Origin of the sequence: Nocardia carnea (assembly GCF_029868325.1) — a bacterium.
In the GTDB taxonomy this organism is placed as follows: domain Bacteria; phylum Actinomycetota; class Actinomycetes; order Mycobacteriales; family Mycobacteriaceae; genus Nocardia; species Nocardia carnea_C.
Genome location: NZ_JARWNW010000263.1, coordinates 1 through 25,374 on the forward strand (window position 1 = coordinate 1; position 25,374 = coordinate 25,374).

Annotated in this window: 23 protein-coding genes and 3 pseudogenes; 12 read left to right on the forward strand and 14 right to left on the reverse strand. The window is 68.3% G+C overall.

The window, feature by feature from the left end:
- A pseudogene (locus QH196_RS32575) lies at positions 1 to 121 on the reverse strand (glutaminyl-peptide cyclotransferase); the annotation flags it as partial.
- Positions 122 to 560: 439 nt separating this feature from the next.
- On the opposite strand from QH196_RS32575, the gene QH196_RS24390 reads away from it, so the two are divergent.
- The 4 genes and pseudogenes from QH196_RS24390 to QH196_RS24405 form a co-directional block, all read left to right on the forward strand.
- Positions 561 to 1,052: a MarR family winged helix-turn-helix transcriptional regulator gene (locus tag QH196_RS24390; RefSeq protein WP_280418156.1), complete on the forward strand. Its 492-nt coding sequence runs from the start codon at positions 561 to 563 to the stop codon at positions 1,050 to 1,052.
- Positions 1,053 to 1,086: 34 nt separating this feature from the next.
- Positions 1,087 to 2,581: pseudogene (locus tag QH196_RS24395) on the forward strand (MFS transporter); the annotation flags it as partial.
- A gap of 32 nt (positions 2,582 to 2,613) precedes the next feature.
- A complete protein-coding gene (locus QH196_RS24400; RefSeq protein ID WP_280418227.1) occupies positions 2,614 to 3,630 on the forward strand; it encodes an MSCRAMM family protein in 1,017 nt (338 codons plus the stop codon).
- Positions 3,627 to 4,337: pseudogene (locus QH196_RS24405) on the forward strand (YceI family protein); the annotation flags it as partial. The gene QH196_RS24400 and the pseudogene QH196_RS24405, both read left to right, overlap by 4 nt.
- A 144-nt stretch (positions 4,338 to 4,481) precedes the next feature.
- Here QH196_RS24405 and QH196_RS24410 read toward each other — a convergent pair.
- Complete coding sequence (locus tag QH196_RS24410) at positions 4,482 to 5,048, reverse strand: sugar O-acetyltransferase (RefSeq protein ID WP_280418157.1); 567 nt, start codon at positions 5,046 to 5,048, stop codon at positions 4,482 to 4,484.
- 140 nt (positions 5,049 to 5,188) lie between these two features.
- Between QH196_RS24410 and QH196_RS24415 the strand changes: the two genes are divergently transcribed.
- Positions 5,189 to 5,896: a dienelactone hydrolase family protein gene (locus tag QH196_RS24415; RefSeq protein ID WP_432279552.1), complete on the forward strand. Its 708-nt coding sequence runs from the start codon at positions 5,189 to 5,191 to the stop codon at positions 5,894 to 5,896.
- Positions 5,897 to 6,461: 565 nt separating this feature from the next.
- Here the strand turns inward: QH196_RS24415 and QH196_RS24420 are convergent.
- Positions 6,462 to 6,818: a PepSY domain-containing protein gene (locus QH196_RS24420; protein WP_280418159.1), complete on the reverse strand. Its 357-nt coding sequence runs from the start codon at positions 6,816 to 6,818 to the stop codon at positions 6,462 to 6,464.
- A gap of 111 nt (positions 6,819 to 6,929) precedes the next feature.
- On the opposite strand from QH196_RS24420, the gene QH196_RS24425 reads away from it, so the two are divergent.
- Together QH196_RS24425 and QH196_RS24430 are read left to right on the forward strand one after the other, a co-directional pair.
- Entirely contained in the window at positions 6,930 to 7,607 is a 678-nt protein-coding gene (locus QH196_RS24425) for a response regulator transcription factor (RefSeq protein WP_280418160.1), read from the forward strand.
- Positions 7,600 to 9,165 carry a sensor histidine kinase gene (locus tag QH196_RS24430; RefSeq protein ID WP_280418161.1) on the forward strand — a complete coding sequence of 522 codons (1,566 nt, stop codon included), beginning with the start codon at positions 7,600 to 7,602 and terminating at the stop codon, positions 9,163 to 9,165. Before QH196_RS24425 ends, QH196_RS24430 begins: the two co-directional genes overlap by 8 nt.
- A gap of 18 nt (positions 9,166 to 9,183) precedes the next feature.
- On the opposite strand, the gene QH196_RS24435 is transcribed toward QH196_RS24430, so the two are convergent.
- The 3 genes from QH196_RS24435 to QH196_RS24445 form a co-directional block, all read right to left on the reverse strand.
- The gene (locus QH196_RS24435) at positions 9,184 to 10,050 is read right to left on the reverse strand and encodes an RNA polymerase sigma factor SigF (protein WP_280418162.1); all 867 of its coding nucleotides are present in this window, start codon (positions 10,048 to 10,050) and stop codon (positions 9,184 to 9,186) included.
- A gap of 217 nt (positions 10,051 to 10,267) precedes the next feature.
- Positions 10,268 to 10,924, reverse strand: a complete 657-nt coding sequence (locus QH196_RS24440) for a nitroreductase family protein (protein WP_280418163.1) — start codon at positions 10,922 to 10,924, stop codon at positions 10,268 to 10,270.
- A 188-nt stretch (positions 10,925 to 11,112) separates the two neighbouring features.
- Positions 11,113 to 12,327, reverse strand: a complete 1,215-nt coding sequence (locus tag QH196_RS24445; protein WP_280418164.1) for a low temperature requirement protein A — start codon at positions 12,325 to 12,327, stop codon at positions 11,113 to 11,115.
- 146 nt (positions 12,328 to 12,473) lie between these two features.
- On the opposite strand from QH196_RS24445, the gene QH196_RS24450 reads away from it, so the two are divergent.
- The 3 genes from QH196_RS24450 to QH196_RS24460 all read left to right on the forward strand — a co-directional run bounded on the left by QH196_RS24450 (position 12,474) and on the right by QH196_RS24460 (position 14,696).
- Entirely contained in the window at positions 12,474 to 12,626 is a 153-nt protein-coding gene (locus QH196_RS24450) for a hypothetical protein (RefSeq protein ID WP_280418165.1), read from the forward strand.
- A gap of 273 nt (positions 12,627 to 12,899) precedes the next feature.
- Complete coding sequence (gene lppU / locus QH196_RS24455; RefSeq protein ID WP_280418166.1) at positions 12,900 to 13,487, forward strand: LppU family putative lipoprotein; 588 nt, start codon at positions 12,900 to 12,902, stop codon at positions 13,485 to 13,487.
- Between the two features lie 285 nt (positions 13,488 to 13,772).
- Entirely contained in the window at positions 13,773 to 14,696 is a 924-nt protein-coding gene (locus tag QH196_RS24460) for a hypothetical protein (RefSeq protein WP_280418167.1), read from the forward strand.
- A 26-nt stretch (positions 14,697 to 14,722) separates the two neighbouring features.
- Here the strand turns inward: QH196_RS24460 and QH196_RS24465 are convergent, their stop codons facing one another.
- The 6 genes from QH196_RS24465 to QH196_RS24490 all read right to left on the reverse strand — a co-directional run bounded on the left by QH196_RS24465 (position 14,723) and on the right by QH196_RS24490 (position 19,508).
- Complete coding sequence (locus tag QH196_RS24465) at positions 14,723 to 16,051, reverse strand: hypothetical protein (RefSeq protein WP_280418168.1); 1,329 nt, start codon at positions 16,049 to 16,051, stop codon at positions 14,723 to 14,725.
- Positions 16,048 to 16,437, reverse strand: a complete 390-nt coding sequence (locus tag QH196_RS24470) for a hypothetical protein (protein ID WP_280418169.1) — start codon at positions 16,435 to 16,437, stop codon at positions 16,048 to 16,050. The genes QH196_RS24465 and QH196_RS24470 overlap by 4 nt, the downstream gene beginning before the upstream one ends.
- Positions 16,437 to 16,631 (reverse strand): hypothetical protein, encoded by a 195-nt coding sequence (locus QH196_RS24475; RefSeq protein WP_280418170.1) that lies wholly within the window; start codon positions 16,629 to 16,631, stop codon positions 16,437 to 16,439. Before QH196_RS24475 ends, QH196_RS24470 begins: the two co-directional genes overlap by 1 nt.
- Positions 16,628 to 18,466 carry a hypothetical protein gene (locus QH196_RS24480; protein ID WP_280418228.1) on the reverse strand — a complete coding sequence of 613 codons (1,839 nt, stop codon included), beginning with the start codon at positions 18,464 to 18,466 and terminating at the stop codon, positions 16,628 to 16,630. Before QH196_RS24480 ends, QH196_RS24475 begins: the two co-directional genes overlap by 4 nt.
- A 279-nt stretch (positions 18,467 to 18,745) precedes the next feature.
- On the reverse strand, positions 18,746 to 18,919 hold the full coding sequence (locus QH196_RS24485; RefSeq protein ID WP_068035968.1) for a CsbD family protein: 174 nt from the start codon (positions 18,917 to 18,919) through the stop codon (positions 18,746 to 18,748).
- Between the two features lie 100 nt (positions 18,920 to 19,019).
- Positions 19,020 to 19,508, reverse strand: coding sequence for a flavin reductase family protein (locus tag QH196_RS24490; protein ID WP_280418171.1), 489 nt, complete (start codon positions 19,506 to 19,508; stop codon positions 19,020 to 19,022).
- 288 nt (positions 19,509 to 19,796) lie between these two features.
- On the opposite strand from QH196_RS24490, the gene QH196_RS24495 reads away from it, so the two are divergent.
- The gene (locus QH196_RS24495; RefSeq protein WP_280418172.1) at positions 19,797 to 20,315 is read left to right on the forward strand and encodes a CinA family protein; all 519 of its coding nucleotides are present in this window, start codon (positions 19,797 to 19,799) and stop codon (positions 20,313 to 20,315) included.
- 153 nt (positions 20,316 to 20,468) lie between these two features.
- Here the strand turns inward: QH196_RS24495 and QH196_RS24500 are convergent, their stop codons facing one another.
- Entirely contained in the window at positions 20,469 to 22,214 is a 1,746-nt protein-coding gene (locus QH196_RS24500; RefSeq protein ID WP_280418173.1) for a penicillin-binding transpeptidase domain-containing protein, read from the reverse strand.
- A 176-nt stretch (positions 22,215 to 22,390) separates the two neighbouring features.
- On the opposite strand from QH196_RS24500, the gene QH196_RS24505 reads away from it, so the two are divergent.
- Positions 22,391 to 23,560 (forward strand): pyridoxal phosphate-dependent aminotransferase, encoded by a 1,170-nt coding sequence (locus QH196_RS24505; protein WP_280418174.1) that lies wholly within the window; start codon positions 22,391 to 22,393, stop codon positions 23,558 to 23,560.
- Between the two features lie 10 nt (positions 23,561 to 23,570).
- Here QH196_RS24505 and QH196_RS24510 read toward each other — a convergent pair whose 3' ends face one another.
- The gene (locus tag QH196_RS24510; RefSeq protein ID WP_280418229.1) at positions 23,571 to 25,292 is read right to left on the reverse strand and encodes a DUF3556 domain-containing protein; all 1,722 of its coding nucleotides are present in this window, start codon (positions 25,290 to 25,292) and stop codon (positions 23,571 to 23,573) included.
- Positions 25,293 to 25,374: the final 82 nt, after the last annotated feature.

A 25,374-nucleotide genomic window follows, 5' to 3' on the forward strand; every position in this document is an offset into this window, starting at 1 on the left:
GGAAGGGGACGCGGCGTATTTCGGGCATTGTGTGCGGGTGGGGGGCGAAGGCGACCCCTTCGTTCCAGGTGAGGTGGCTCAGGGTGTCTCCGGCGAGGGTTTTGCCCTCCCCGATGAACGGCGGTGGCTGCTCGACGGGGCGGCTGTCGTGGCCTTCGGCTCAGGCATCGTCGGCCGAACAGCACCGGCAGCATGTCTCGTATGTCCGGACCGGCGCACGGGAACGACTGCATCCACGAATTCTCCCGCGCGGGATAAATGTCTCGAATGTCCAATTCCTGTGGTGTGCGGGGCTTTTCACATTGCCCCCGGAATTCACCGTCACCACGCGTCTGCGCGCTTTCACGCCACCCCCGGCGCCCGGCGCGTCCGGACCGGGTACTAATCTGGCCTCTCCGGAGAACCCCGCCCGAGTATTGCGCGGCGACCGTCCCGGCTTCTCCATTGTGCACAACGCCACACCCTCGCGCGCCTGTTCACCGGACCCGGTTAGTTGATTAGCGAAAGCAACTGCTCTAAAGTTGATTAGCGAAAGAAACTATTCCCTCATTGGAGTCCGAGTGCCCATCTCATCCGATACTGCTCAGCACCTCCTCGGTGAGATGTTCCATATCGGCCGTGCCCTCCGCAGCGCCCTGTTCTTCACCGACGCAGGTCAGCTACCCCCCGGCGGGCTCGCCGTTCTCACCACCCTCGACGCGTCCGGCCCCTGCCGGCAGGTCGACCTCGCCACCGATATGCGCATCACGCAATCGGCCCTGAGCCGGCATATCACCGAACTGGTCGCCGCCGGATACATCGTCCGCCGGGCAGACCCCAGCGACGGCCGGGCCGCACTGGTTCAGCTCACCGGCGAGGGCCTGGATCTCCTGAACCGGGCACGGGAAACCCATACCCGGCATCTTCAGGAAACCCTGGACGACTGGTCCGAGGACGACGCCGAACAGGCCTATCTGGCCGTACGACGACTCCGTAATTCCCTCAACGCCCGTTCCCGCTGCGCCTCGACGAGCGAGAACCCGCAGGTTCCGAAAGAGAGAACTGATGTCTGACACCGAGGCACCGCCATCTCGCGATCCGCTCGCCATGAGCCATCGCCAGATCCTCGAGGCGATGACCGGACTGCTGGCCGCCCTGTTCACGGCGCTGCTCAGCACCACCATCGTCGCCAACGCACTACCCACCATCATCGGCGACCTGCAAGGATCCCAGACCGCCTACGCTTGGGTCATCACCACGGCGCTGCTCACCAACGCCGCCTCCACTCCCATCTGGGGCAAACTCGCCGATCTGTTCAACAAGAAGACGCTGGTGCAATCGGCCATCGTCATCTTCGTCATCGGATCGGTGATCGCCGGCCTCAGCCACAACGTCGCTCTGCTGCTGGCCGCCCGCGCCCTGCAGGGTATCGGTATGGGCGGGCTGACCGCGCTCGTACAGGCGATCATCGGCAGCATCATCCCGCCCCGTGAACGTGGCCGCTATTCCGGCTATATGGGTGCGGTGATGGCCGTCTCGATGACCGGCGGACCGATCCTCGGCGGCGTGATCGTCGACAGCCCGCTGGGCTGGCGCTGGTGCTTCTACATCTGCGTGCCGCTGGCGTTGATCGCCCTGTTCCTGCTGCAGCGCACATTGAAGCTGCCGACCACCCGCAAAGAGAACGTATCCATCGACTGGCTGGGTGCCACACTGCTCACGGCCGGTGTCTCGGTTCTGCTGATCTGGGTTTCGTTCGCCGGTAAGGCCGGCTACTACGACTGGTGGTCCACCGAATCGGCGCTGTACGTCGGCGGCGGTGTGCTGCTGCTGATCGCCACCGTGCTGGTGGAGGCCAAGGTCAAGGACCCGGTCATCCCGCTGAAGATCGTCACCGAGCGCACCACCGCGCTGGCCATCCTGGCCTCGATCGCCGTGGGTATCGGGATGTTCGGCGCCACCACCTTCCTGGGCCAGTACCTGCAGACCGCGCGGGGCTATTCCCCCACCGCCGCCGGGCTGCTCTCCTCGCCGATGGTCGCCGGGATGCTGATCGCCTCGGTCACCTCCGGTCTGCTGATCACCCGCTTCGGCAAGTGGAAGCCGTTCGTCGTCTCCGGTGCCGCGCTGCTGGTCATCGGATTCTCGCTGCTGTCGACGGTCGACCATGCCACCAACATCTGGTTGCTCGGCGCCTTCATCACCGTGACCGGCATGGGTGTCGGCATGATGATGCAGAACCTCGTCCTGGCGGTGCAGAACACCGTGAGCGTGCAGAACATCGGCGCCGCCTCCAGTAGCGTCGCGTTCTTCCGCACCTTCGGTGGCGCGATCGGCGTCTCGGTACTCGGCTCGGTGCTGGCCACCCGCGTCGGCGAGCTGTCCAGTGCCCGCTTCGCCGAACTCGGCATCCACGCCGATTCCTCCGGTGGCAGCAATCTCGACCTCGGCGCCCTACCGGCACCGATCGCCGAGATCGTGCGCTTCGCCTACGGCGATGCCACCGGCCGGATCTTCCTGATCGCGGCCTGCGCGACCGCCGTGGCGTTGCTGGCGGCCATCCTGCTGCCGAACCGTCCGCTGCGCCGCACGATCGATATCCAGCCGGCCACCGACCCCGCGACCGCCACCGATATGGAGGCGAAGGCGGAGATCCCGGACAATATCGCCGAGCTCGATACCGCGGCGTACGCCGTGACCGAGCCCGCCGCCCGCGATACCGACAACGCCGAGGACGAGGCGACGCGGACCGACCGTGTGCCCGTCGCTGTCGGCGCGCCGGCCGGGCCGGTTCACACCGACCGGAACGGGCACGGCGGCTACTCGGCCGCCGGCCTGGCGAAGACGCTACCCGTTGCCGGCTTCTCCGAAGGCGGATCCGGCCGGTCAGCGGTCGAAGGGCGGATCCTGCGCGAGGACGGCCGGCCGGTGCCGGGCGTCGCACTCACCCTGATCGACCAGCGCGGCCAGCAGGTCGCCCGGGCGATCGGCACCTCCGACGGCGGCTATTCGATCGACGCACCCGGCCCCGGGAACTATGTGCTGATCGCCTCCGCCACCGGACACGGGCCCATCGCGGTCAATGTGACCGTCGCCGATCGTGCGGTCCGCACCGACCTCACGCTCACCGGGCTCGGCGAACTGTCGGGTGTCGTCCGCCGCGCGCCTGCCGGGGAACCGCTGGCCGGCGCGACCGTGACGGTGACCGATCAGCGCGGTGAGGTCGTGGCTTCGGCCACCTCCGACGGCACCGGTTCCTACCTCTGCCACGGTGTGGTCCCGGGGATCTATACCCTGGTCGCCGTCGCCGAACATATGCGACCCAGCGCCACCGCCCTGACCGTGCCGGACAGCGGCCTGCTGCGCCACGATATCGAGCTCTCGCCGATGGCCGTGCTCACCGGATCGGCGCGGTCGGACAGCGGCCGGTCGCTGGAGGATATCCAGATCACCGTGCTCGACGCCGCGGGCGAGGTGAACGCCACCGTGCGGACCGACGAAAACGGCCGCTACGTCGTGACCGATCTGCCCGAAGGGCAGTACACGGTCGTTGCCCGCGGTTATCCGCCGATCACCGGCCAGGTGTCGGTGACCGGTGCGCAAGCGGACTTCGACGTGCGGCTCGGCTACGACACCGAGGAGCACTCATGACCGGACTCACCGCTCGTATTCGCAATGCCGAGAACTGGCCGGTACCGGAGGCGGTACTGACCGTCACCGACAGCACCGGCCGCCAGATCGGCCGCGCGGTCGCCGACGACACCGGTGCCGTCACCACCGCCACATTGCCGCCGGGTCTGCACACCGCCGTGCTCACCGCGCCCGGCTATCAGCCGGTGGCCCGGACCGCCCAGGTCTCGTCCAGCGGTACGGGGACCCTCGGCGATATCACGCTGGTGGCCGTCGCGGAAACGGTGGCGTTGCCGCTGTCCGGACCGTGGACGATCGACCCGGTGCATTCGACGGTGATCGCCACCGCCCGCCATCTCGGTATCTCGAGTATCAAGGCGCGGTTCGCCGAAGTGAGCGGACGCCTCGATATCGGTGAGCCGTTCGAACGGTCCACCGGCTACGCCGAAATCAAGGCGTCGTGTATCGATACCGGTATCGCGATGCGCGACGATCATCTGCGGTCGGCCGACTTCCTCGATGTCGAACGTTTCCCGCTGATCTCGTTCACCGGGAACGGGCTGCGGCGCACGGGCAGCGATACCTGGATCATGCCGGGCGAACTGACCCTGCACGGGCAGCGGCGGAACGTCGATCTCGATATCACCTACGGTGGCTTCGGACCCGACCCCTGGGGTGGTGTCCGCGCCGCGTTCCACGCCGAAACGGTATTGCGCCGCGACGATTTCGCGATCGATTACAACGCGATGGTGCGGGCCGGCGTGGCGGCCGGGGGGACGACTGTCAAGCTCGACCGGGATAACCAGGTGGTACAGGGCGACCGGCAACCACAGATGTGGGCGGGGGGGGGGCCGGCGCGGGCCGCCACCCGCTCAGTCGAGGGCGCGGATCACCCGCGCAGGATTTCCCACCGCGACGACGTTCGCGGGCAGGTCGCGGGTGACCACGGCACCGGCGCCCACCACGGTGTTCTCCCCGATGGAAACCCCGCCCAGCACGATGACACCGCCGCCGAGCCAGACATTGTCGCCGATCGTGATCGGTTCGGCCGCTTCCCATTTCGCGCGCCGCAGGTCCGGATCCAAGGGATGAGTGGGCGTCAGCAGTTGGACGTTGGGCCCGATCTGCACATCGTCACCGAGGGTGATGGCCGCGACGTCGAGGGCGACGAGACCGAAATTGGCGAAACACCCCGATCCGATGGTGATATTGCTGCCGTAGTCCACCCGCAGCGGCGGCCGGATCTCCGTGTCCTCCCCCACCGCCCCGAGCAGTTCGGTGAGTACCTTGCGCCGGCGCGCCGTGTCCCGGGGCGGAGTGCTGTTGTAGGCCTCCATCAGTTCCATCGCCCGCAGGCTCTGTTCCCTGATCTCGGGATCGTCGGCCAGATACAGCTCACCGGCGAGCATGCGCTCCCGCATCGACTTCTCGTCACCCATCTTTCGAGGGTATACGGGGGTCGATGCCCCACCTCGCCTCGTCGGGAAGCTGCGCCCACCGCTGCGGCGCGGGGTGCGACGGGATGTGGGAACATCGGGACTCTCGACGACCCCCGTCCGCGAGGAGCAGTCCTGTGCCGATGATCGAATTTCCCGCACCGAGTGGTCCGCTGCCCGGATATCTCTCGGTGCCCGAGGGGGGTGGGCCGTGGCCGGCGGTGGTGGTCGTGCACGACGCGTTCGGGCTCAGCGACGATATCCGGAGGATCGCCGACCGGTTCGCGGCACACGGCTACCTGGCGCTTGCACCCGCGCTGTTCCGGCGGGGCAACCGGGTCGGTTGTGTGGTGCGCACCTTCCGGGCCCTGGCTGCAGGGGACGGTGACGCCGTCGACGATATCGTCGCCGCTCGCGATCATCTGGCCGCCGACCGGCGCTGCACCGGCCGGGTGGCCTCGGCCGGTTTCTGTATGGGCGGCGGGTTCTGCCTGCTGCTGGCGCCGCGCGGAGTATTCGACGCGACCGCACCCAATTACGGTGTCGCGCCACGGGGTCTGGACGCATTACGCGACGCGTGCCCGACCGTGGCCAGTTACGGTGCGCGCGACCGCATGCTTCCCGGCGCCGCGGCGAAGCTGGAGAAGGTACTCACCGAGGGTGGTGTACCGCACGATGTGCACGAATACCCGGGCGTAGGCCACTCGTTCATGAACAACTGGCCGACACCGGCGCCGTTGCGCGTGGTGGAACGTACCGCGGGGCTGGCCTACTCCGAACCGGAGTCCGAGGATGCCTGGCACCGCATCACCGCATTCTTCGACGCGCATTTGCGCGAGCCCGAGGACTGACCCGCCCGCGGACCGCAGCCGCCGCGTCGGGGAGGTAATCCGGCCACAGCGTCCACAGCCGGGGCGACGCGGAGTTCCACTCCGGCAGGCCGGAGCGCGCGGCGGTCCCGTCACCTGCCGTGTCCGGGAAAGTGCGCGGATCAAACGCCACGTCCACGCACGGCGGCGACGAGTTCCATCGGCGCGAACTGCGGCGACCGCACACTATCCCGCGGTGCGCACTACATCAGCATCATCGCGCCGAACATCAACATCATGAAACCCAGGAATCGGGATCCCATCGCGCTCTCCTATCGCTTTCCACGGAGCGCCGCATCCTGCGGGGCTTTCATACCGTCATCTAACGGTACGTTGTTTACCGATACGGAATCGTGGTCGGCTTCCCCGTGACGGTAAGTATCAGCACCTGCACTCCGACCCGTATCCGGGCACCGCGGCGCGAGCGGTCACCGTCGACTGCCGCATCGCCTGTATCCAGCCCAAACCCACGATGAAAGGACCTGGTATCCGAATTTCCGGATACCAGGTCCCCGGTTCGCGGGCTACCGCGACGCGGGCCAGGACATCAATCGCGTTCGGCGGTCCCGAGGACGACACCGGTATTCGCATCGACCGATACCTCGTACTCCACCCCATCAGGGGTCACGACCTCCACCTCCCACACCGTGGTGTGCCGCTCGGAATCGAGTTCCGCCGAAACCGCCGTGCTGCCGGGGACCGCGGCGACCGCGGTGTCCATGGCTGTCTGCCGATCGATCCCGGGGTCGGCCACCAGCGACCACGGCGCGCCGTCGTCATGGGCACCGGGGCCGGTGGCGACCGCGGCGACACCGAGGCAGGCGCCGGCCGCCACCGCCGCCACCGCCGCGCCGACCAGTAACCAGCGCAGGGCCGAAGCCGCGTGGCGGAAAAATGTTCCCATGGTGCAAACCTCCTGTATGAGCGAATGTTTCACCACTGTGGCAAGTGGATGCTGAAACCCGCCTGAAGCCACCTGAAGATCGTTTCAGCAAAGATCTGACACTCTTGACGAATGCGTCTGCTGATCGTGGAGGACGAGAAGCGTCTGGCCCACACTCTGGCAAAGGGCCTGTGCGCCGAGGGATTCGCCGTGGATGTGGTCCACGACGGCGTCTCCGGCCTGCACCGGGCCACCAGTACCGACTACGACCTGATCGTCCTCGACATCATGCTGCCGGGGATGAACGGCTACCGGGTCTGCGAAACATTGCGTGCCGCGGGGCACGAGACGCCCGTGCTGATGCTCACCGCCAAGGACGGCGAATACGACGAGGCCGAGGGGCTCGATACCGGCGCGGACGACTATCTGCGTAAACCGTTCTCGTATGTGGTGCTGGTGGCGCGGATCAGGGCGCTGCTGCGCCGCCGGACCCGGGGCGGCGCCCGGGTGTTGCGCGTGGGTGATCTGCTGGTGGATCCGGGCAGTCACACCTGCCGCCGCGGGGACCGGGATGTCACGCTCACGGCCAAGGAGTTCGCGGTACTGGAACACCTCGCGGTGCGAGCCGGGGAGGTGGTCTCCAAGGCCGATATTCTCTGCCATGTCTGGGATTTCGCCTACGACGGCGACCCGAACATCGTGGAGGTCTACATCAGCGCCCTGCGCCGCAAGATCGACGCGCCCTTCGGGTGCCGCACCATCCATACCGTCCGTGGCGCGGGCTACCGGTTGGCGGGCGACCGTGGCTGAGCGCGCCCGCCGCCGGTGGTGGAGTTCGGTGCGGGCCCGCACCACCACCGCCGCCACCGCTGTCGTGGCCGTGGCATTGGTGGCGGCGGGCCTGATCGTGCTCGTGGTGCTGCGCGACAACCTCGTCGAGAGTGCGAGCACCCAGGCCGAGCACACCGCCCGTGATATCGCCGACCGGATCGGCCGCGGCACCGATTTCGCGGCACTGCGGTTCCCCGATCCGGACGACGAACCGGTGCAGATCGTCGCACCGGACGGCCGGGTGCTCGCCGCCGACGACGAACTGCGGGGCCGGCGGCCGATGGCCGATTTCGGCCCGTACGCGGCGGAGGAAACCGGTCCGGACGACGAACCGGAGGACGACGAGGAAGAGAACGACGACGAAGCGGACGCAAACGACGCGGACGACGAGTCGGACGAGGGAGCGGGCGAGGAATCCGGCGGCGACGCCACCCCGGACGCCGCCACCGCCGCGGGGATCGCCGTATCCCCGGGAAGCGCTGTCGCGGCGGCGCCGTCGACCACCGACGCCGTCCTGGGCGAGGCCTATCTGCGGGTCGGCGATGCTTCGACCCCCGACCATTTCCGGGTCGCCGCGCTCGCCGCGACCACCGCCGACGGGCAACCGGTCACCGTCTATGCGGGCGCCGCACTCGATACCGCCGACAGTGCGGTCGCCGATGCCCGGCGCGCCATGCTGCTCGGCCTGCTCCCGGTGCTGGCAGTGGTGTCGGTGGTGACCTGGTTCGTCACTCGGCGCGCCTTACGCCCGGTGGAAGCCATTCGCCGCGAACTGGCCGAGATCATGCACGGCGATCTGTCGCGGCGCGTACCCGAACCGCCGGCGCGGGACGAGATCGCGCTGCTCGCGGCGACGACCAACGACACCCTGGCGGCGCTGGAGCAGTCCGCCGACCGGCAGCGGCGGTTCATCGCCGATGCGGCGCACGAATTGCGCAGCCCGATCGCCAGTCTGCGCGCCCAGCTCGAGGTCGCGCAGGCACATCCGGAGCTGCTCGAGCTCGACGGGCTGGTCGGCGATACCGTGCGACTGGAACATCTCGCGACCGATCTGCTACTGCTGGCGCGCCTCGACGCCGGGGAACGCCCCCGGCCCGGCCGGGTGGATATGACGGCGCTCATCGCCGATGAACTGTCGCGGCGTACCGGCGACCGCGTGCCGGTCGAGGCCGTGCTCCCGGACGAACCGGTCGTACTCACCGGGAGCAGCACCCAGCTGGCCCGCGTACTGGGCAACCTGGTGGACAACGCGCAGCGGCATACCGCGACGCTGGTCCGGGTCTCGCTGGAGTATGCGGACGGGGTCGCGGTGCTCGTGGTCGCCGACGACGGGGCGGGGGTGCCCGAAGCGGATCGGGAACGGATATTCCAGCGTTTCGTCCGGCTCGACGAGGCCCGCAGCCGTGACGAGGGCGGAGCCGGTCTGGGATTGGCCATCGTCCGCGATGTGGTCGAACGGCACGGCGGGTCGATCCGGGTCGAGAACGGCGTACCGGGCGGGGCTCGTTTCGTGGTGACGATCCCGCTGCCCCGATAACCGCCGGGCCGCGTGCGCTCAGGCGGCCAGGGGGGCGGCGGTATCCGGTTCGGCGAGGGCCTGTTCACGTAGGGTTTCCAGGGTTTTGCCGAGAATCCGGGAAACCTGCATCTGTGAAATACCCAGCCGCTGCGCGATCTGGCTCTGCGTCATCGCGCCGAAGTACCGCCAGACGAGGATCTGGCGTTCACGCCGCGGCAACTGTTCGATGAGCGGGCGCACCGCCATGGCGTCCTCGAGCAGCCCGAAGCAGGGTTCCTCGGTGCCCAGTTTGGTGAGCACGGCCGGGGGCGGGGTGTCGTCGTCGTGCTCGCGGACCGCGGCGTCCAGGGAATTGCTGGTATGCCCGTTACCGGCGATCAGGGCCTGGGTGACCTCGGTCAGTTCGGCTCCGAGTTCCGCGGCGATCTCGCGGGCGGTCGGCGTCCGGCCGAGCCGCTGGAACAGTACTTCGGAGGCCGGGCCGATGCGCAGATGCAGTTCCTTGGTACCGCGCGGCACCCGCACCGCCCAGGTGTGGTCGCGGAAATGGCGGCGCACCTCGCCCATGATGGTGGGCACGGCGAACGACAGGAACGAACTCCCCCGGCTCACATCGAAGCGGTCCACGGCCTGTACCAGACCCATGCGGGCGATCTGGAGCAGATCGTCGAATGCCTCGCCGCGACCGCTGAACCGCCGGGCGATATGGTCGGCGAGCGGCAGGCCCAGGTGCACGATCTCGGTGCGGATCTCCTGGCGGCGCGGATCGTCGGATTCCAGGCCGGCCAGCTTGTCGAACCAGGGTTCGAGATTGTCGTAGCTGTCCCCGCCGCGTGCCCGTGCGGGCCGGGGATTGCGGCGCACGGCGGGCTCGTCGATGGTGACTGCGGTCGTTTCGTTCATCGGTGGCTCCTCGGGTCTTCCCAATCGGCTCGCTGATCGGCTCGACTTCCTTCAGAACTACCCGATTCGACGTGATCGAAACGTGACCTACCGGCCGGTACCCGGCACCGGCCGTCCGCACACCGGTCGACGACCTCGCGAAATACGCTGTATCCAGCGGGGTTTCACGATCGGTCAAGGGAATCGGGACGCTGCAGGCGGGTGCAAAGACGCCGACCTACCAACCGCCGATATGCACGATCCGATCCAGATCGGTCCGCGCGGCGGGTTTGAAATCCGTGCCCAACGTATAGGCCACCGGGAGCAGCGCGCCCTGGGATACCTTGTCGTAGGGAATCCCGAGAATTTCCGCCGCTTCCCGCTCGTATCGCAGATGCAGTGTGGTCCAGGACGTTCCGAGCCCGCGCGAACGCGCCGCCAGGCAGAAGCTCCACGCCGCGGGAAACAGCGACCCCCAGTACGAGGCGCTCTCCGCACTCGACGCGTTGTCCAGCCGGCCCCACTGGCACGGGAGCACCAGAGTCGGCACCTCCCCCATCTTCTCGGCCAGATAGCGCGCGGAATCCGCGACTCGCTGCCGGGCCGCGTCCGCTTCGGTCTCACCGCTGAGCTGGTTACCGGGGAAATACCGGGACGACGCGTATTCCTCGAATGCCTTGCGGTAGAGCTCACCGAGGGATCGGCGCTGCGCGGGGTCGGTGACGACGACCCAGTGCCAGCCCTGCCGGTTGGACCCACTCGGCGCCTGCACCGCCAGTTCGATACATTCCCGGACCACCTCGAGCGGGACCTCGCGGTCGAGGTCGAGCCGTTTACGTACCGCTCGCGTGGTCGACAGCAGTTCGTCCGTGGTCAGGTCCAGTTCCCTCGGCACAGCAGGCTCCTTCGTTCCGATACGACACGGTCCGGTCCGGGCCGGCCGGGACGTATCGTGGGCCCGGCCGCCTTCCGGCGAACATACTCCGGGCACGCTGCGCCGGTACAGCTGTCGGCAGGCGCCGCGAACTCCGGCCGACAAGGGACGCCGCCCGGAGGCGATGGCAACTCCCCGTGCCGCAATCGTTACGAATGATGCTCGCCGTGCCGGATCGCGTCGCGCGGCGCGGCGAAGCGGACGGTCTCCCAGACGATCAGCAACAGCAGGACCGCGCACAGGATCGCCAGGGCGGCCAGAGCGGGCAGGGCCGCCGCCAGCGGGATCAGGGCGAGCAGCACCACGATCGCGACAACGCGGGAAACGGTGACCTGCCCGGTGGCGTAGGCCTTGCCACCGACCAGCCCGATCAGGAACAGCGCGACACCGCCGTAGAGCGCGAACAACGGTATCCCGTGCAGCGCGTCGGTGAGCCGGTGATGCGAACTGTCCCCGACGTAGTAGAGCACCTTCTTCAGACCCAGGGACAGCGCGATGACGCCGGCGATCATCGGGAAATGCCAATACGTGTAGCAGTTGCGGGCGATCTTGATCCGGCGTTCCCCCTCGGCCGCCGCCAGGGCATGTTCCACCGACAGTGCGGCGACGTCGAAGTACGCCCACCACAGCAGGCCGGAGATCGCCAGGCCCAGCAGCGAGCCCACGGTGATGGGCCACGAAATGGGCAGCGCGGCCACCCCGATACCGATCGAGACGATGGATTCGCCCAGGGCCACGATGACGATCAGCCCGTAGCGCTCGGAGAAATGTTTGGCCGAATTGACCCGCCAGCCGTTACCGGAGAGCAGGGTCCAGGCCATATCGCCCACCACCGCGGCGATCCACAACCCGATCTGCACGGCGCCCGTGGTGGTCGCCGCGACCACCAGGAGTGCGGTGCCGATGGTGATCGACCCGAGTCCCCAGCGGATCACCTGCGCGCGCAACTGCGCGTCCTGCGCGCTGGCGAGCCAGAACATTCCCAGATGGACGAGGCGGGCCACCAGGTAGGCCAGTGCGAACACCAGCGGTCCCGACCAGCCGCCGGGCAGGTCGTGGAAGGCCTCGGGAATGGTCAGCGCGGCGATGAACGCGGCGCCCATGGCCGTGAACATGGCCACCCGGGCCAGGCCTTCGTCGGCGCGCACCACATTGCCCAGCCAGCTGTAGGCGATCCACACCCACCACATCACGGCAAGGACGAGCAGCGCCCGCAGCATGTTCACCGCCGAGGTGTCCTCGGCGGCCAGATCGGTGACCTTGGTGAGGGCGAAGACCACTACCAGATCGAAGAACAGTTCGAGCTGGGTGACCGCGGCTCCCTGGGCGACCGGCTGCCACCGCATGCGCTTGGCTCCACTCATACGGCAGATACTCGCACCCGGCGGCGGGCGCAGCTACCCGAACGCCGGCACGGGCATGTTTCGACCGCCGGAAATCGGACACGCGGTCGGTGGAGGATGCCGGAGCGGATCCCACGACCCGGCGCCCCGACGAGAAGGGAGGTTCGATGAGCACCCGCGATACGATCGCCCAGCTGAACCAGGACATCACCACCGCCGAGGACGCAGGTGACGAGGCCACCGCGGCCCGGCTCCGGCGGGAACTGGAAACCGCCCTGCGGGAAGCCAAGGATCCGAAGGGATCGGCCGATACCGAATAGTCCGCGCGGGACCGCTCGGTGATCGACCGGGTGGCCTGCCCGCACGGGCCGGCCACTCGGCGGATTCCACCGATTCCGAAACCGGTGCGACCTGGTGCGATCCCCGGGTCACGCCCGGACTGCCGGTCCACAACCACGCTGCGCGCGCCCACCGGATATGATCTTGATCGGGTCGGGGGCGGCGAGTAGTGCGTACATCATGGTGCCTCGTCGAACGATTCATGAGTTCTCCCCCTATCCACTCATGCGATCGATATCGATGGAGGAATTGTCATGTCCAGACGCGCGCCCGTATCCCGGGTCCGGAACCTGTTCACCGGGGTCGTCGTGGCCGGTTGCGCCGTACTCGCCCTGTCGGGGTGTTCCGGCACGGATTCGTCGAGTTCCGCCAGCCCGGCACCCGCGACCACTGTTCCGGGCCAGAACGGAACGGACACGGGCGGCGACGTCTCCTTCGACGCCGAGATCGGCCAGTGTGTGACCCTGTCGGGGACCATGACGGACGCCGAGATCGACCATGCCGAATGCGGCAGCGAGAAGTCGAACTACAAGGTCGTCGCCAAGGCGCCGACCCAGGACGACTGCGCCGCCGACGTCGACCAGACCTACTACGTCACCCTCGGCGGCGAGGAACAGGGTGCCCTGTGCCTCGACATCGACTGGGTCGTCGGACAGTGCATGACCATTCCGGCCGGTATGGACAGCCCCACGCACAGCCCGTGCACCGCGGGTAAGCCCGATACGGTGCGAGTGCTCGCGATCCTGCCCGGCACCACCGATGAGGCCGGTTGCCCCGCGGACGCCACCAGTTACTACACCTACGACGAACGCAAACTCGTCACCTGCGTCGCCGAGGTCTGACGAACCGGGCGGCGCGTGTGGCCTCGGCCTGCGGTCGAGGCCACACGCGCCGCCCGGCATTACGGACCGGCGAACTCCGGGACCGGAAATACCGCAGGACGCAGTCGATTCCGGCCATACGATCCGTTCGGGACAACCCGCCCATTCGTATGCCGTACTCGGCGCCGGTTGCCTACGCTTTGTACGGGAAGCGGCCTCGCCGGTGGGTCCCCCTCGACGGCGGCCCGACCGGTATCGAAATGCCCCGACACCGGACCTGCGTCCGCACTACCGTCTGGAGTCCGCATGAGTTCATCCACCGTCGCCGTCGCGGTGCTGGGCACCGGCCTGCTCGCCGAACCGATCGCGGACCGGATCGGCGCCCGGGCCGATCTGGAGCTCACCGCACTGATCACGGATACGCAGGTGCCGCCCGCGGGCACCGGATGCCTCGTCTACGTACCGTCTTTCGCCGAGATCGCCGCGGACACACCGGCCGCGCTACTGCCGCGTCTGCTCCGCGCCGGGTACGACGTGATCTCCACGGCGCCGCAGGACAGCCACGGTCCCGAAGCCGCGCTCGCCGAAGCCTGCCACGGCGGGAATTCGGCTTTTCATGCGACGGGTGCCTTCCAGACCACCGTCCCGGCCCGCCTCATCCGGTCGATCACCGAGGTCACCCGGGATATCCGCCGGGTGGAGCTCGTGGAGGAACTGGACTTCACCGGTGCCGGTGTCTACCCGTGGGGCCCACCGGATCAGGTCGGGATCGGCGCCGTCGACACCGCCGTTGCCACCCATTCCGCGGCTGTGGTCGACGGTTACTACACGGCCGGGCTCCATGTTCTGGACGAGGCGGTGTTCGGCAGCACGACCGGCACCACCGAATCACCGGCCCGTACGGTGCATGTGGTCACCGATGCGACGGGCATGGTCGAAAAGGTGATCGTGGACCGCGATCTCGGCCCCGTGCTGAGCTACCGTTCCATCTGGTCGGCGGCCACCGCGGACCGGGCGCCCCTGCGCTACCGGCTCACCACGACCACCGATACCGCGAAGGGAACGGCGAACGTCCGCTTCAAATGTATGGCGGGCGTCCACCCCGCCGATCATCTGACCTGCGTCAATGCCGTGGAAGCGATCCGCCCGCTGCATGAGCGCACCCCCGGCGCGGTCCTGCGGGACATATCCGTCACGCACTCGGTGCCCGAACGGCGACTGATCGGCTGAACCCGGGCACCGGTCCACTTCCGGATTCAGGCGTCGAAGAGCAGATAGAGCCCGGTGAAGGTGTAGCCGACCATGAGCAGCATGAGCGCGAGCTGGCCGGTGAGCCGATGCGCCGGCGGCAACACACGCAGACAGCGATCGTGGGCGGCGGCGACACCCAGCACATGACCGGTCACCACGGCCACGACCTTGAGGGTGCCGAGCACCGCCGGATGCGCCGACAGGAGGTAGGCGACCTCCCGGTCGGCCAGGCCGAACAGGTTCCACCCGGCGGCGAACGGATCCGCGAACAGGATCACGGTCGCCTGGCTCTTCTCGACCAGAAAGCTCAGGTAGTGCGCGACCACATAGCCCGCGATGATCGGTGTCAGGGTGTACGCGAGGCGGGTCGGGAGCAGGCGGCGTTCGGCGCGGCCGAGCCCGCCAGTGGCCGCGGCGGCGACCCGGAAACTCACCCCGACGGCCGCGATGAACACCAGCAGACCGGCGGTACCGACCAGGGTGCGCCCGAGGGCGCCGCCCGCCTCGGCCAGCAGTCCCCGCCACCATTCGAACAGCGAGAAGCTGTCGAACGCGGTGGAACCCAGTAGCGTTGCCGCAACAGCCACCGACCCGGGCCCCACCGGAGTGCCGGCCAGGTTCGCCAGCGGCGAGCGCACCACGAAGGCACCGCCGGAGCCCCGGGCGAGCGGGCTCAGCCGGCCGAGCAGGCTGCTGTACACCTCCAGTGGGTCGGCGGATTCGGCCCATTCGGTGCCGAAAACGCATAAACCCACCACGGTGACGATCAGATATCCGGCCACCCACACGGTTACGGCGGTCACCGAACCCGGGTCGGGGGACGCCAGTTCCAGCCAGACGAAGGTGAACAGCCCGAACGCCGCCGGCCACCGGCCCCACGCCCGCGGATACCGCAGCCATCCGGACTCGGGAGACCGACCGGTGAGCGCGCACAGCATGCGGTGCACGGCTCGTGCCGGGGACAGTAGTTTCCACACCGGTCCGGCGACCAGCGAGGCCACCATCACCCCGACCCAGACGAGTACGTAGACGACACCGGGCACCGGGTTCGCGGCGGGATCGGCGGAACCGAACACGCCGACCGCCAGGACCAGCACTGTCGCGGCGACACTCACCACGGCGACAACCGCACGGAGAACCGGCGAATCCACCACCGCACGCACCGCCGCCGGTACCGGTTTCCCGCCCGCGGCCGGGTCCAGCCGGGGTTCGCGCCAGGCGAAGGCGAGCACCGCGAACGAGAAGGCCAGTGCCCAGGCCGCGCCGATCAGCGCGTAGGTCAGCGGGATCGGCAGATCCGACGCCCCGCCGATCCCGTGGGCCAGCGTGGTCACGGGCGGACGAACAGGGTCGCGACGGTGACCCCGGAATGATGCAGTTCGATCTCCACCCGGCCCGGCACGTCGACGGCGAACCGGAAACGCCGGCCCGTCCCCGGGACGACGGCGAACGTATGGTCGGGGTTCGCGTGCACGTGCAGTTCGTCGGAGATATCACTGTCCACGATCACTTCGACCGGCTGACCGACCCGTGCGTCGAGCCTGCTGTCCACCGGCGACACCACCCCGTCCGCGATCCGCACGGTCAGCCGCACGCTCGCCGCGGATTCCGTCACGCCGGGCGTCTTCTCCGCGCCGGGGCCCTGCGGTTCGGAGGCCGCGCAACCGGCCGTGAGCAACCCTGCCACGAGCAGTGACACGCATAGCCGCGATAAGGGCATCAGTTCTCCTCGTCGGTATCGGACGCGGTATCCGCCTCGTGCGGCGTAGCCGGTTCGTCCCCGCCGTTCCTGCGGTCGCGCACCGCGATGAAAAGGACAACTCCGGCAATGAGAAAGGCAGGAAGGAAGGCGGGGATCGCCAAGAGGATCGAATGGTCCGCCAGGACCACCACATCGGCGTACCGGTCGTTCACGACACCGGTGCCCGCTCCGGCGCCGGCACCCCGGACGACCGCGGGTAGCGGTCGTTGATCCGGGCAGCGCCCCAGCACAACGCGGCGATCAGTGCCAGGCTGCACAGCAGCACGATCAGGGAGGCCGCGGTGAAGAGCCAGGCGGGATGATCGAACGAACGCTCCCGCTGCAATACCGTGATCTCGGCGACGAACGGGCGGGTGAACTCGTTCAGCGCCGGCACCTCCGCCGCACCGATACCGGGGTCGGCGGCCATGAAGAGCGGCAGCGCAGTCTGTGTGCGCCCGTCCTGGACGCGCAGGATCGTCTTCCAGGTGCCGTGGACCGGAACAGCCTCCGTAGTCACGTAATGGCCCTCGCCTACTCGGCGCAGCTGATCCACCACGAGCCCGCGCCCGGGACTGTCACTGCCCACACCGCCCTGCCAGGCCAGGATCTGCACCCATTCCGGATCGTCGCCGGCCAGGCCGGCTGGTGTGATGCGGATATCGGCGTGCACCATGCGGCCACCGTCCGCGGGGGCTTCCCGCAACTGCACCGTTGCCCGGGCATCCTGCGGGATATCGATCATCAGACCGTTGGCGGTGGCCGCGGCGACCAAGACCACGGCCGCGGTGATCAGTGTGCGTCGCACAGCCGGGCGCGGTAACTGTTCACCCAGCAGCACGGTCGCGAGCATCGCGCCGACCACACCGCCCGCGATTCCGGTCGGGATCGTCATCAGCAACAGTTCCGGCCACATCGCCGTAGGCCAGGGATCGACGAATACCGCAGCGACCCAGAGGGATTCCAGCCAGATCCCGGCCGTCGCCGCCACCAGACCCGTCAGCGCGCCCCACCGGATCCGGCGCCGGGCCGCCGGCAGCAGGCAGAGGACCTCGACCACCACGGCGATCCCGAGATAGAGCGGGAAGACGTTACGCGGCGCGTCGATGATCGGCCCGCCCACCAGCCAGGCCACCACGAGACGAACCACGGCGGCGAAACACGCCACCACCAGAGCCGCGCCCGGGCCGAGGGTCATCCGGGCGGCGATCAGCGCAACGGTCGCCGCCGCCACCATCAGCATGGGCTGCAGTACCAGCCGGAACTGTTCGACGCCGAAGTCGTACTCCACCTGGAATACCGACAGCCCGATGAGCAGGCCCCCGAAGGCGAAGGCCCGCATCCACCACATCCGGCGCGGCCTCGGCTCGACCGGCTCCGGCCGGCTGCGCCGGCCCTCGAATTCGAGCAGCAGCACACCCACCAGCGACAGCCCCGCTCCGCCGATGAGCATCAGATGCGTCGGCCCCCACAGCGTGACGTCCTGCCCGAATATGCGGTGCCACAGATCGTCGAGCGGGAACCCGATCAAGGCATACAGTCCGGCACCGGCCAGCAGGATCCCGCCGACAGGCGCGTACCAGGTGCGGGTGATCCGCACCGCCGCCGGGCCGGGTTTCTCGTCGAGGGGCAGCACGATCGCCGCCATACCGGCCGTGAACAGGAAGAACAGGCCCGCGAGGATGAAATAGTGCGCCGGATTTGCCAGCGGGCCCTCGTCGCGGCCGTTCCCGATGTGCAGGCTCACATCCCAGATGAAGCCGAGCAGTGCGGTGAGGATGGTGGCCAGGAACATCGCCAGCGGTAGCGCCACCCAGCCCGGCTGATCGAACCAGCTTCCGAGCCGGTCCGCTGTCCGCTGTAACCAGGTGATGCGGCGGGTGCGGTGGAGGTAGCCCACCCACAGCAATCCGAGGGCGATCACCCCGGCGGACCCGGTCATGATGGCGACCTGATCCAGCGCCGCGCCACCGCCCTCGTTCCCTTGGGCAAGCGACCGCCCGATCATTTCGTGCACGCTGTACGGCACTGGACCTCCACACCAGCCGGGGTATATGTGACGAAAAGTAGCATGAAATACGGCTGGGGGCGCGGTGTTCACAGGAAGCGGCAAAGACAGTTCGCCGCAATGCTATTCGCCGCGAAATTGCCACATCCGTCGCAGCCGTACCGCACTCCATGCGACCGATCACGGTCACGGCCCGACACAGCAGCCAGCACCGGCGACGCCTGCGACGGCGCCGGGATCGAACGAACGCCACCGATCCCGGCCACCGCAGTCGACCGATCAGTCGCGGAAGGCGTCCTTCACCTTCTCGCCGGCATCCTTCAGATTCGATTTGACCTGATCGGCCTTGCCTTCGTTCTTCTTGTCCTCGTCACCGGTGGCCTCGCCGTACTTCTCCTTGGCCTGACCGGCGAGCTCCTCGGCCTTGTTGCTGACCTTGTCGGTTCCGCTCACAGCCGGACTCCTCTCGTCGGGACGACCGGCCTGCCCGATCCGGCCGGTCTGCGGCGCGGGTAACCATCGACCGGCCACGTAAACAGCCGGTACCGACGGATCAGGCCGGATGACCGGGTTCCAGGTCCGCGACGTGGTGATACCGCAGCGCCCCCGGCTCCGATCGCCGGACCTCCCCCACCTCCGGCGCAAGCACGAATCCCCTATGGTCGCCGAAATCGTGCCGGGCGAGAACACGACCACAGAACCAGGCCGCGGCATCGTCCAGCACCGGCACATCATGCGGACCGGCCCGCCACGAGCAGTGCGCGAACTTATCGATCTCGTCGCCGGTCTCCCCGCCGAAGAGCAGCGCCAGCGAGGCATGGTCGCGGCCGATCAGATGCACACCCAAGAATTCCGTCCGCTGCGCGAGCCGGTAGGTGTGGTTCACCTCGGACAAGCACACCAGGAACCGCCGCGGTTCGATCGCCACCTGCGCCGCGAACCCCACCAAACACCCGGCCCGCTGCCCATCGGCGGCGAGTGTCACCACGAACACCGGCGGGTCGGCCGCGGCGATCAGAGCGTCGAAGAAATTCTCCGGCATGTGCTGTGTATAGCAGGCCGCCGGGCTTCAGACCCCACGGCTCGCGCCAGCGACCATGCATCGGCAGATCCGTTCTGCGACGCTCGCGGCGCGACCATGAACGCAACCAAGGCACTGGAATTTCTATTGTGGCAGCCATGCAACAGCTTCGACTACCTCGTCGAGCGCGGGCCCGGCGATGTGGGACGCCCGGAGATGGCGGCGCCGTTACGATGGCGTTCATGATCTGCGACCGAACGCAGCAGGCCGGCGGAGTGGTGGTGCGCCGGTCCCGGCCCGGGGATGTCGATGACTTCTGAATCTGATTCCGAGGAGCTGCTGGTGCCGGCTGTGCTGGGGCGAGCGCATGAAGAGGCCGAAGAGCTGGCGGAGATTGCCGGGCGGGCCGGGTTGCAGGTGGCGGTCGCGGAATCGCTGACGTCGGGGCAGCTGGCGGCGGCGCTGGGCGCGGCGAGCAACTCGGGTGAGTGGTTCCGGGGGGCCGTGGTCGCTTACAGCAGAGCGGTCAAACATCATGTGCTGGGTGTGCCGGACGGGCCGGTGGTGTGTGCGCCGGCGGCTGCTGCGATGGCTGAGGGGGTGCGGACGCTGTTCGAGGCGTCCTTGGCGGTGGGTGTCACGGGTGCCGGTGGCCCCGATCCGCAGGACGGGGAGGAGCCGGGGTCGGTGTGGTTCGCCGTGTCCGTGGACGGCTCGGTGCGGACGCACCATCGGATTTTCGCGGGGGAACCCGCCGAGATCCTCGATCAAGTCGTCGTTTACGCAGTGGAACTGCTGCTCGACGCCGCGCGGGAACAGGCGGCCTGAACTCGCCCCGAGGCGCTGACCGGCCCCCTGTGGGTGCCGGTGAAACCGGCCCGGTAGACGGGGGACAAGGGTTCACACCCCGACCAGGGTGTGAACCGGCGACGCCCGAGAGGGGCAGTGTCCGATAACTCACAGGAGTCATCGGACACGCTGTCACGAACTCCGCAGCATGCGGCCCGCGGCCTCGACGGCGGGGCCCGAACTGCCGGCGTCGGCGACGAAGACCGCGAAGGCGAGATCGCCGCGGATACCCACGAACCAGCCGTGCGCGTTCGTGTTGTCGCCGTATTCGGCGGTACCGGTTTTGCCGAGCAGGCCGGGGATATCGGCCAGCTGGGTGGCGGTGCCGCCGGTAACGGTCTCACGCATCATGGTTTTCAGCTGGTCGGTCACGGTGGCGGGCAGCGGTGGCGGGGTGCGGTCCGGTGTGCCGGGTTGGCCGGCCAGCATGACCGGTGGCGGGGTCGCGCCGTCGGCGATCGAGGCGGCGACCAGCGCCATCCCGAACGGGGAGGCCGTGACCGCGCCCTGGCCGATACTTGCCTCGACCCGTTCCGCCGAATTCGCCGGGACCGGCACGCTGCCCGTCACGGTGGTCAGTCCGGGTGTCACGTAGTCGACGCCGAGTCCGAGGCGTTCGGCGGTGGTGGTGAGCGCTTCCGGCGGCAGCTGGACGGCCAGCCCGGCCATGGTCGTATTGCAGGATTGCGCGAAGGCGGTGTGCAGTGGGACCTGGCCCAGGTCGAAACTGTCGTCGTTGGGGATCCGGCGGCCCTCGATATCGGCGACGCCGGGGCACGGCAGCACGGTATCGGGGTTCGCGATCCCGGCGTCCAGGACCGCGGCGGTGGTTACCGTTTTGAAGGTCGACCCGGGCGGGTAGAGGCCGGTGAACGCGATGGGTCCTTCGCCGTCGGCGGCGGAGTTCTGGCCTGCGGCCACGATCTCACCGGTGGACGGGCGGATCGCCACGACGGCCGCTGTCTGGTCGATCGGGTCCAGTGCAGCTTCCGCGGCGCGTTGCAGGCCCGCGTCGATGGTGGTGTGGATATCGGAGGTCTGCCCGGGGTCCCGGCCGGCGATCCGGACCGGGCCTTCCGGCGTGCGGGCCTGGACCACCCAACCGGCCGCCGCGTCGGCCTGCTCCTGCCACAGTTCGGCCGGACCGGACAGGGTTTGCGCGGACAGATCGCGGTCGGTGGTGAGCAGCCGGGTCTGCGGGGCCAAGGTGACCCCGGCAGTGGCGGTCAACGCTTCCCGGATCGGCGCGATATCGGATTCGCGCAAGCTGATCGCGGTCACGGAGCCGCCGTTGGCCGCGGCCAGATCGGCGTCCAGTGAGGCCGCGGTGATGCCCGGCGCGATCGGCGAGACGAGATTCGCGACGGCTGCGGTATCGGCGCCGGGCGCGAGCTGGACCAGGGTCACCACCTGTTCGGTCAGCAGTTCCCCGCCCGACGCGTCGAGAACACGCGCCGGTTCCGGATACACCGGCGCATAGGTCAATTCCCCCTGGTCGAGACCGGGTGCGAGCACGGCCGGATTCCAGCGGATACGGTGGCCCGCGTCGGTCTCCACGGCGGTGCCGGTGGTCGTGTACTGCCACTCGGCGCCCTGTTTCCCCAGCTTCCAGGTGGCCTCGAGGGTGAACGTATCGTCTTCGGTCCCGGCGACCGTGTAGGTCACTTCTTTGCCCAGACCCTCGTACAGTGCGCCGACGGTCTGCTCCGCGCGGGCGGGGTCGTCGGTGAGCTGCGCCGCCGCGGCGACATCGTCGCGGTTGAGCGCGTCGGCGAAATTGCCGGCCGTGGTTTCGGGCTCGGGCGGCCCGGAGGAGCAACCGGCCAGGGCCAGACCGAGGATCGTCAGCAGTACGAGGACTTTCCGATCGATGCGCATCACCTGCGACTGTATCGACCGCGACCCGGCGGCACGCCGCATCCCTACCGAACGGCGTCTACGCGTCGTGACGGAACCGCGGCGCCGGACCGCACACCGCTCCGCCGCCGGGTCGCCACCGCGCTCGCCGGCACCGAGCCGACCGCGGCACCCGAACCGCCGTCTACCCTCGTCTCATGCCTGACCCGTCCCCCACCGTCACCAGGTTGCGGCCGTTCGCGGCCACGATCTTCGCCGAGATGACCGAACTCGCCGTCCGGCACGAGGCGGTCAATCTCGGGCAGGGTTTCCCGGACAGCGACGGCCCCGCGGCCATGCTCGAGGTCGCCCGCGAGGCCATCGCCGGTGGCGGTAACCAGTACCCGCCGGGCCGGGGTGTGCCGGCGCTGCGGCGCGCGATCGCCGCGGACCGGGCCCGGCGCTACGGCACCCGGTACGACCCCGACAGCGAAGTGCTGGTGACCGTCGGCGCGACCGAAGCCGTGACCGCTGCGGTACTCGGGCTGGTCGAGCCGGGTGCCGAAGTCGTGCTGATCGAGCCGTACTACGACTCCTATCCCGCGGCAACAGCGCTGGCCGGTGCCCACCGCCGTACTGCCCGGCTCACCGCCGACGGTGACCGGTTCGTTCTCGACCACGACAGTCTGCGGGCCGCGATCACCCCGGCCACCCGCATGCTGATCCTGAACTCACCGCACAATCCCACCGGCACCGTCCTGGATCGCACAGACCTGACCGCCATCGCCGAGATCGCCTGCGAGCACGATCTGCTGGTGCTGGCCGACGAGGTGTACGAGCATCTGGTGTACGACGGCGCCGAACACATCAGTATCGCCACCCTGCCGGGGATGGCGGAGCGGACACTGGTCGTCTCCAGTGCGGCGAAAACGTTCAGCGTCACCGGCTGGAAGATCGGCTGGATCTGCGGACCGGCCGCGTTGATCGGCGGCGCCTTGGCCGCCAAACAATTCCTCACCTTCGTCGGCGGTGGCCCGTTCCAGCCGGCGGTCGCCCATGCCCTCACCCACGAACTCGAGTGGGTGGCCGCGCTGCGGGATTCGCTGGCCGAACGCCGGTTGCGGTTGTCCGCGGCGCTGGCCGATACCGGGTTCCGTGTGCATCCGAGTGCCGGTAGCTATTTCGTCTGCGCCGATATCCGCCCGCTCGGCGCGGACGACGATATCCGGTTCTGCCGTGAGCTGCCCGAACGGCTGGGTGTGGCGGCGGTGCCGGTCAGTGTTTTCACCGATGATCCCGCGTCGTGGCGCCACCTCGTCCGGTTCACGTTCTGCAAGCGCCCGGAAACCTTGGACGAGGCGGTGCGCCGGCTCACGCCCGGCCGCTGAGCCGGGGTCGTCAGCTCCTGTTCTCGGGATACACGGGTACGTCGTCGTCCCACGGCTGGCGGACCACCATATCGGCGACCCGCACGTACCCGCGTTCGAATTCACCGGTTGCGGCGTCCACCAGGCGGTAGTTCTGCTGCTGCCGCTGGATCGGCTGGGCGTCCAGCAGCACCACCCGCACCTCACCGGGTTCGAAACCGCAGCGTTGCTGCAGGGCGGCGATCAGTTGTTCGTTGTGGAGGTGGCCGTCACCGAAGTTCCAGCCCAGGGCTGTCGAACAGATACGTTCGCCGTCGGTGAGGACGTAGTCCTTCTCGTCGTGCCCGGCCATTGCTCGATGCGCGAGGGTGAACAACGCTTTGCCGTGGGTGTTGAACGCGCGGAACGCGTATCCCAGATACAGCGGGATCTGGGCTGCCTCCCGGCTGCCGTAGTAGCGCTCGAGCTGGGCGGCCGGCATGGCGGCCACGGCGGTGATTCCGGCGCGGATCTTGGCATCGGCCGACGGTTTGATGCACCACAGGGTGGTGTCCCAGTTGCCGGCGTAGTACCGCATTCCGGGCAGGAAGGAGACCTTGCGCGGGAACGTGTTCCCGATCGCGACCGTCCCCGCGAGAACCACGAACAGCAGCACCACCGGTAACGGATTACCCAGATCGGCCGGACCCACATCCGCATGCCCGACGAACAATGTCAGCAACCCGAAGATCATGAAGACGTTCCACTCGAGCGGTACCCCCATCGGAATCGCGGTGAGGATCACCAGGTGGAAGCAGATGAGGGCGACCGCGGCCACCGTGGTCGGCAGGCCCCCGTCACTGAAGAACAACACCAGCGGGGCCAGCATCTCGACCGCAGTACCACCGTGGGCGAACAGCCGCGACAGCCGTCCCGGTCGCAGATCGTCCGGGAACCGTTCGAAGAACAGGCGTTTGAGTGCCCGCGGCCGCACCACCGGACTGTTGGACATCATCGTCGACACCACGAACGGGAAATGCTTGTTCAGCTTCGATACCGCCGCGCCGACCCAGATGACGACGAATACGACCTTCGCGGCGACGATCGTATCGGCACCACCGAACAGGAAGGTGACCGCGAGCGCCCCGTACACCTCGCCGCGCGCCGCCAGGAAGATCACCTTGTCACGCAACCCGAGCACCGCCAGCAGGACGAGAACCGCCGCGATCTCCCAGATCGGCAGCAGGCCCACCGACGACCCGATCTCGGGTATCGGCCCGGTACCGTCCGAGAACAACCCGACCAGCAGCATCACCAGCAGTGCCGCGTACAGCACGGCGTCGAACGGGGTCCGGGTCGTGCCCCGGGTCAGCGGCACCCGGCCCGGCCACGGTGGCAGCCGGATCGTGCCGGGCCGCAACCAGTACAGGATCGACCCCATCGGCGGGAAGAAGCGGTTGTTCAACGGTCCGAAACCGCAGCCCAGGCCGACGACCTCGAACAGGATGGTGAACAGCACGACCTTCTGGAACACGATCGGTTCCGACCACCACGACCCGACCGCGGTGAACCCGTCGATTCCGGTGGTGGTCAGCGCGAACAGCATTCCGCCCAGGATGTAGAGGGCGATCTTGACCACGTAGAACAGGTGTAGCGGCGGCGGCGTGCCGAAACCGACCTCGGCCCAGTGCCGCGCCATCGGCCGGATCTTCTCCGCCCTGGTGCCGCGGCTCCATTCGTCCAAATCCACCACCGGAAGCTCCGGCCGGAGCATGCCGAACAACCGATCCGTTGTACCCACTACGCGCCCGATCCTCGTCGTTCAATCACTTGATTGAAAAGTTACTACGGGCGGT

What these genes read in the sequence shown, in the direction of transcription:
- QH196_RS24510 (WP_280418229.1), bottom strand. Translation starts at nt 25,292, where the DNA reads ATGCTCCGGCCGGAGCTTCCGGTGGTGGATTTGGACGAATGGAGCCGC.
- QH196_RS24415 (WP_432279552.1), top strand. Translation starts at nt 5,189, where the DNA reads ATGATCGAATTTCCCGCACCGAGTGGTCCGCTGCCCGGATATCTCTCG.
- QH196_RS24445 (WP_280418164.1), bottom strand. Translation starts at nt 12,327, where the DNA reads ATGAGTGGAGCCAAGCGCATGCGGTGGCAGCCGGTCGCCCAGGGAGCC.
- QH196_RS24495 (WP_280418172.1), top strand. Translation starts at nt 19,797, where the DNA reads ATGACTTCTGAATCTGATTCCGAGGAGCTGCTGGTGCCGGCTGTGCTG.
- QH196_RS24435 (WP_280418162.1), bottom strand. Translation starts at nt 10,050, where the DNA reads ATGAACGAAACGACCGCAGTCACCATCGACGAGCCCGCCGTGCGCCGC.
- QH196_RS24460 (WP_280418167.1), top strand. Translation starts at nt 13,773, where the DNA reads ATGAGTTCATCCACCGTCGCCGTCGCGGTGCTGGGCACCGGCCTGCTC.
- QH196_RS24500 (WP_280418173.1), bottom strand. Translation starts at nt 22,214, where the DNA reads ATGCGCATCGATCGGAAAGTCCTCGTACTGCTGACGATCCTCGGTCTG.
- QH196_RS24470 (WP_280418169.1), bottom strand. Translation starts at nt 16,437, where the DNA reads ATGCCCTTATCGCGGCTATGCGTGTCACTGCTCGTGGCAGGGTTGCTC.
- lppU (WP_280418166.1), top strand. Translation starts at nt 12,900, where the DNA reads ATGTCCAGACGCGCGCCCGTATCCCGGGTCCGGAACCTGTTCACCGGG.
- QH196_RS24480 (WP_280418228.1), bottom strand. Translation starts at nt 18,466, where the DNA reads ATGATCGGGCGGTCGCTTGCCCAAGGGAACGAGGGCGGTGGCGCGGCG.
- QH196_RS24410 (WP_280418157.1), bottom strand. Translation starts at nt 5,048, where the DNA reads ATGGGTGACGAGAAGTCGATGCGGGAGCGCATGCTCGCCGGTGAGCTG.
- QH196_RS24425 (WP_280418160.1), top strand. Translation starts at nt 6,930, where the DNA reads ATGCGTCTGCTGATCGTGGAGGACGAGAAGCGTCTGGCCCACACTCTG.
- QH196_RS24400 (WP_280418227.1), top strand. Translation starts at nt 2,614, where the DNA reads ATGGAGGCGAAGGCGGAGATCCCGGACAATATCGCCGAGCTCGATACC.
- QH196_RS24450 (WP_280418165.1), top strand. Translation starts at nt 12,474, where the DNA reads ATGAGCACCCGCGATACGATCGCCCAGCTGAACCAGGACATCACCACC.
- QH196_RS24490 (WP_280418171.1), bottom strand. Translation starts at nt 19,508, where the DNA reads ATGCCGGAGAATTTCTTCGACGCTCTGATCGCCGCGGCCGACCCGCCG.
- QH196_RS24420 (WP_280418159.1), bottom strand. Translation starts at nt 6,818, where the DNA reads ATGGGAACATTTTTCCGCCACGCGGCTTCGGCCCTGCGCTGGTTACTG.
- QH196_RS24505 (WP_280418174.1), top strand. Translation starts at nt 22,391, where the DNA reads ATGCCTGACCCGTCCCCCACCGTCACCAGGTTGCGGCCGTTCGCGGCC.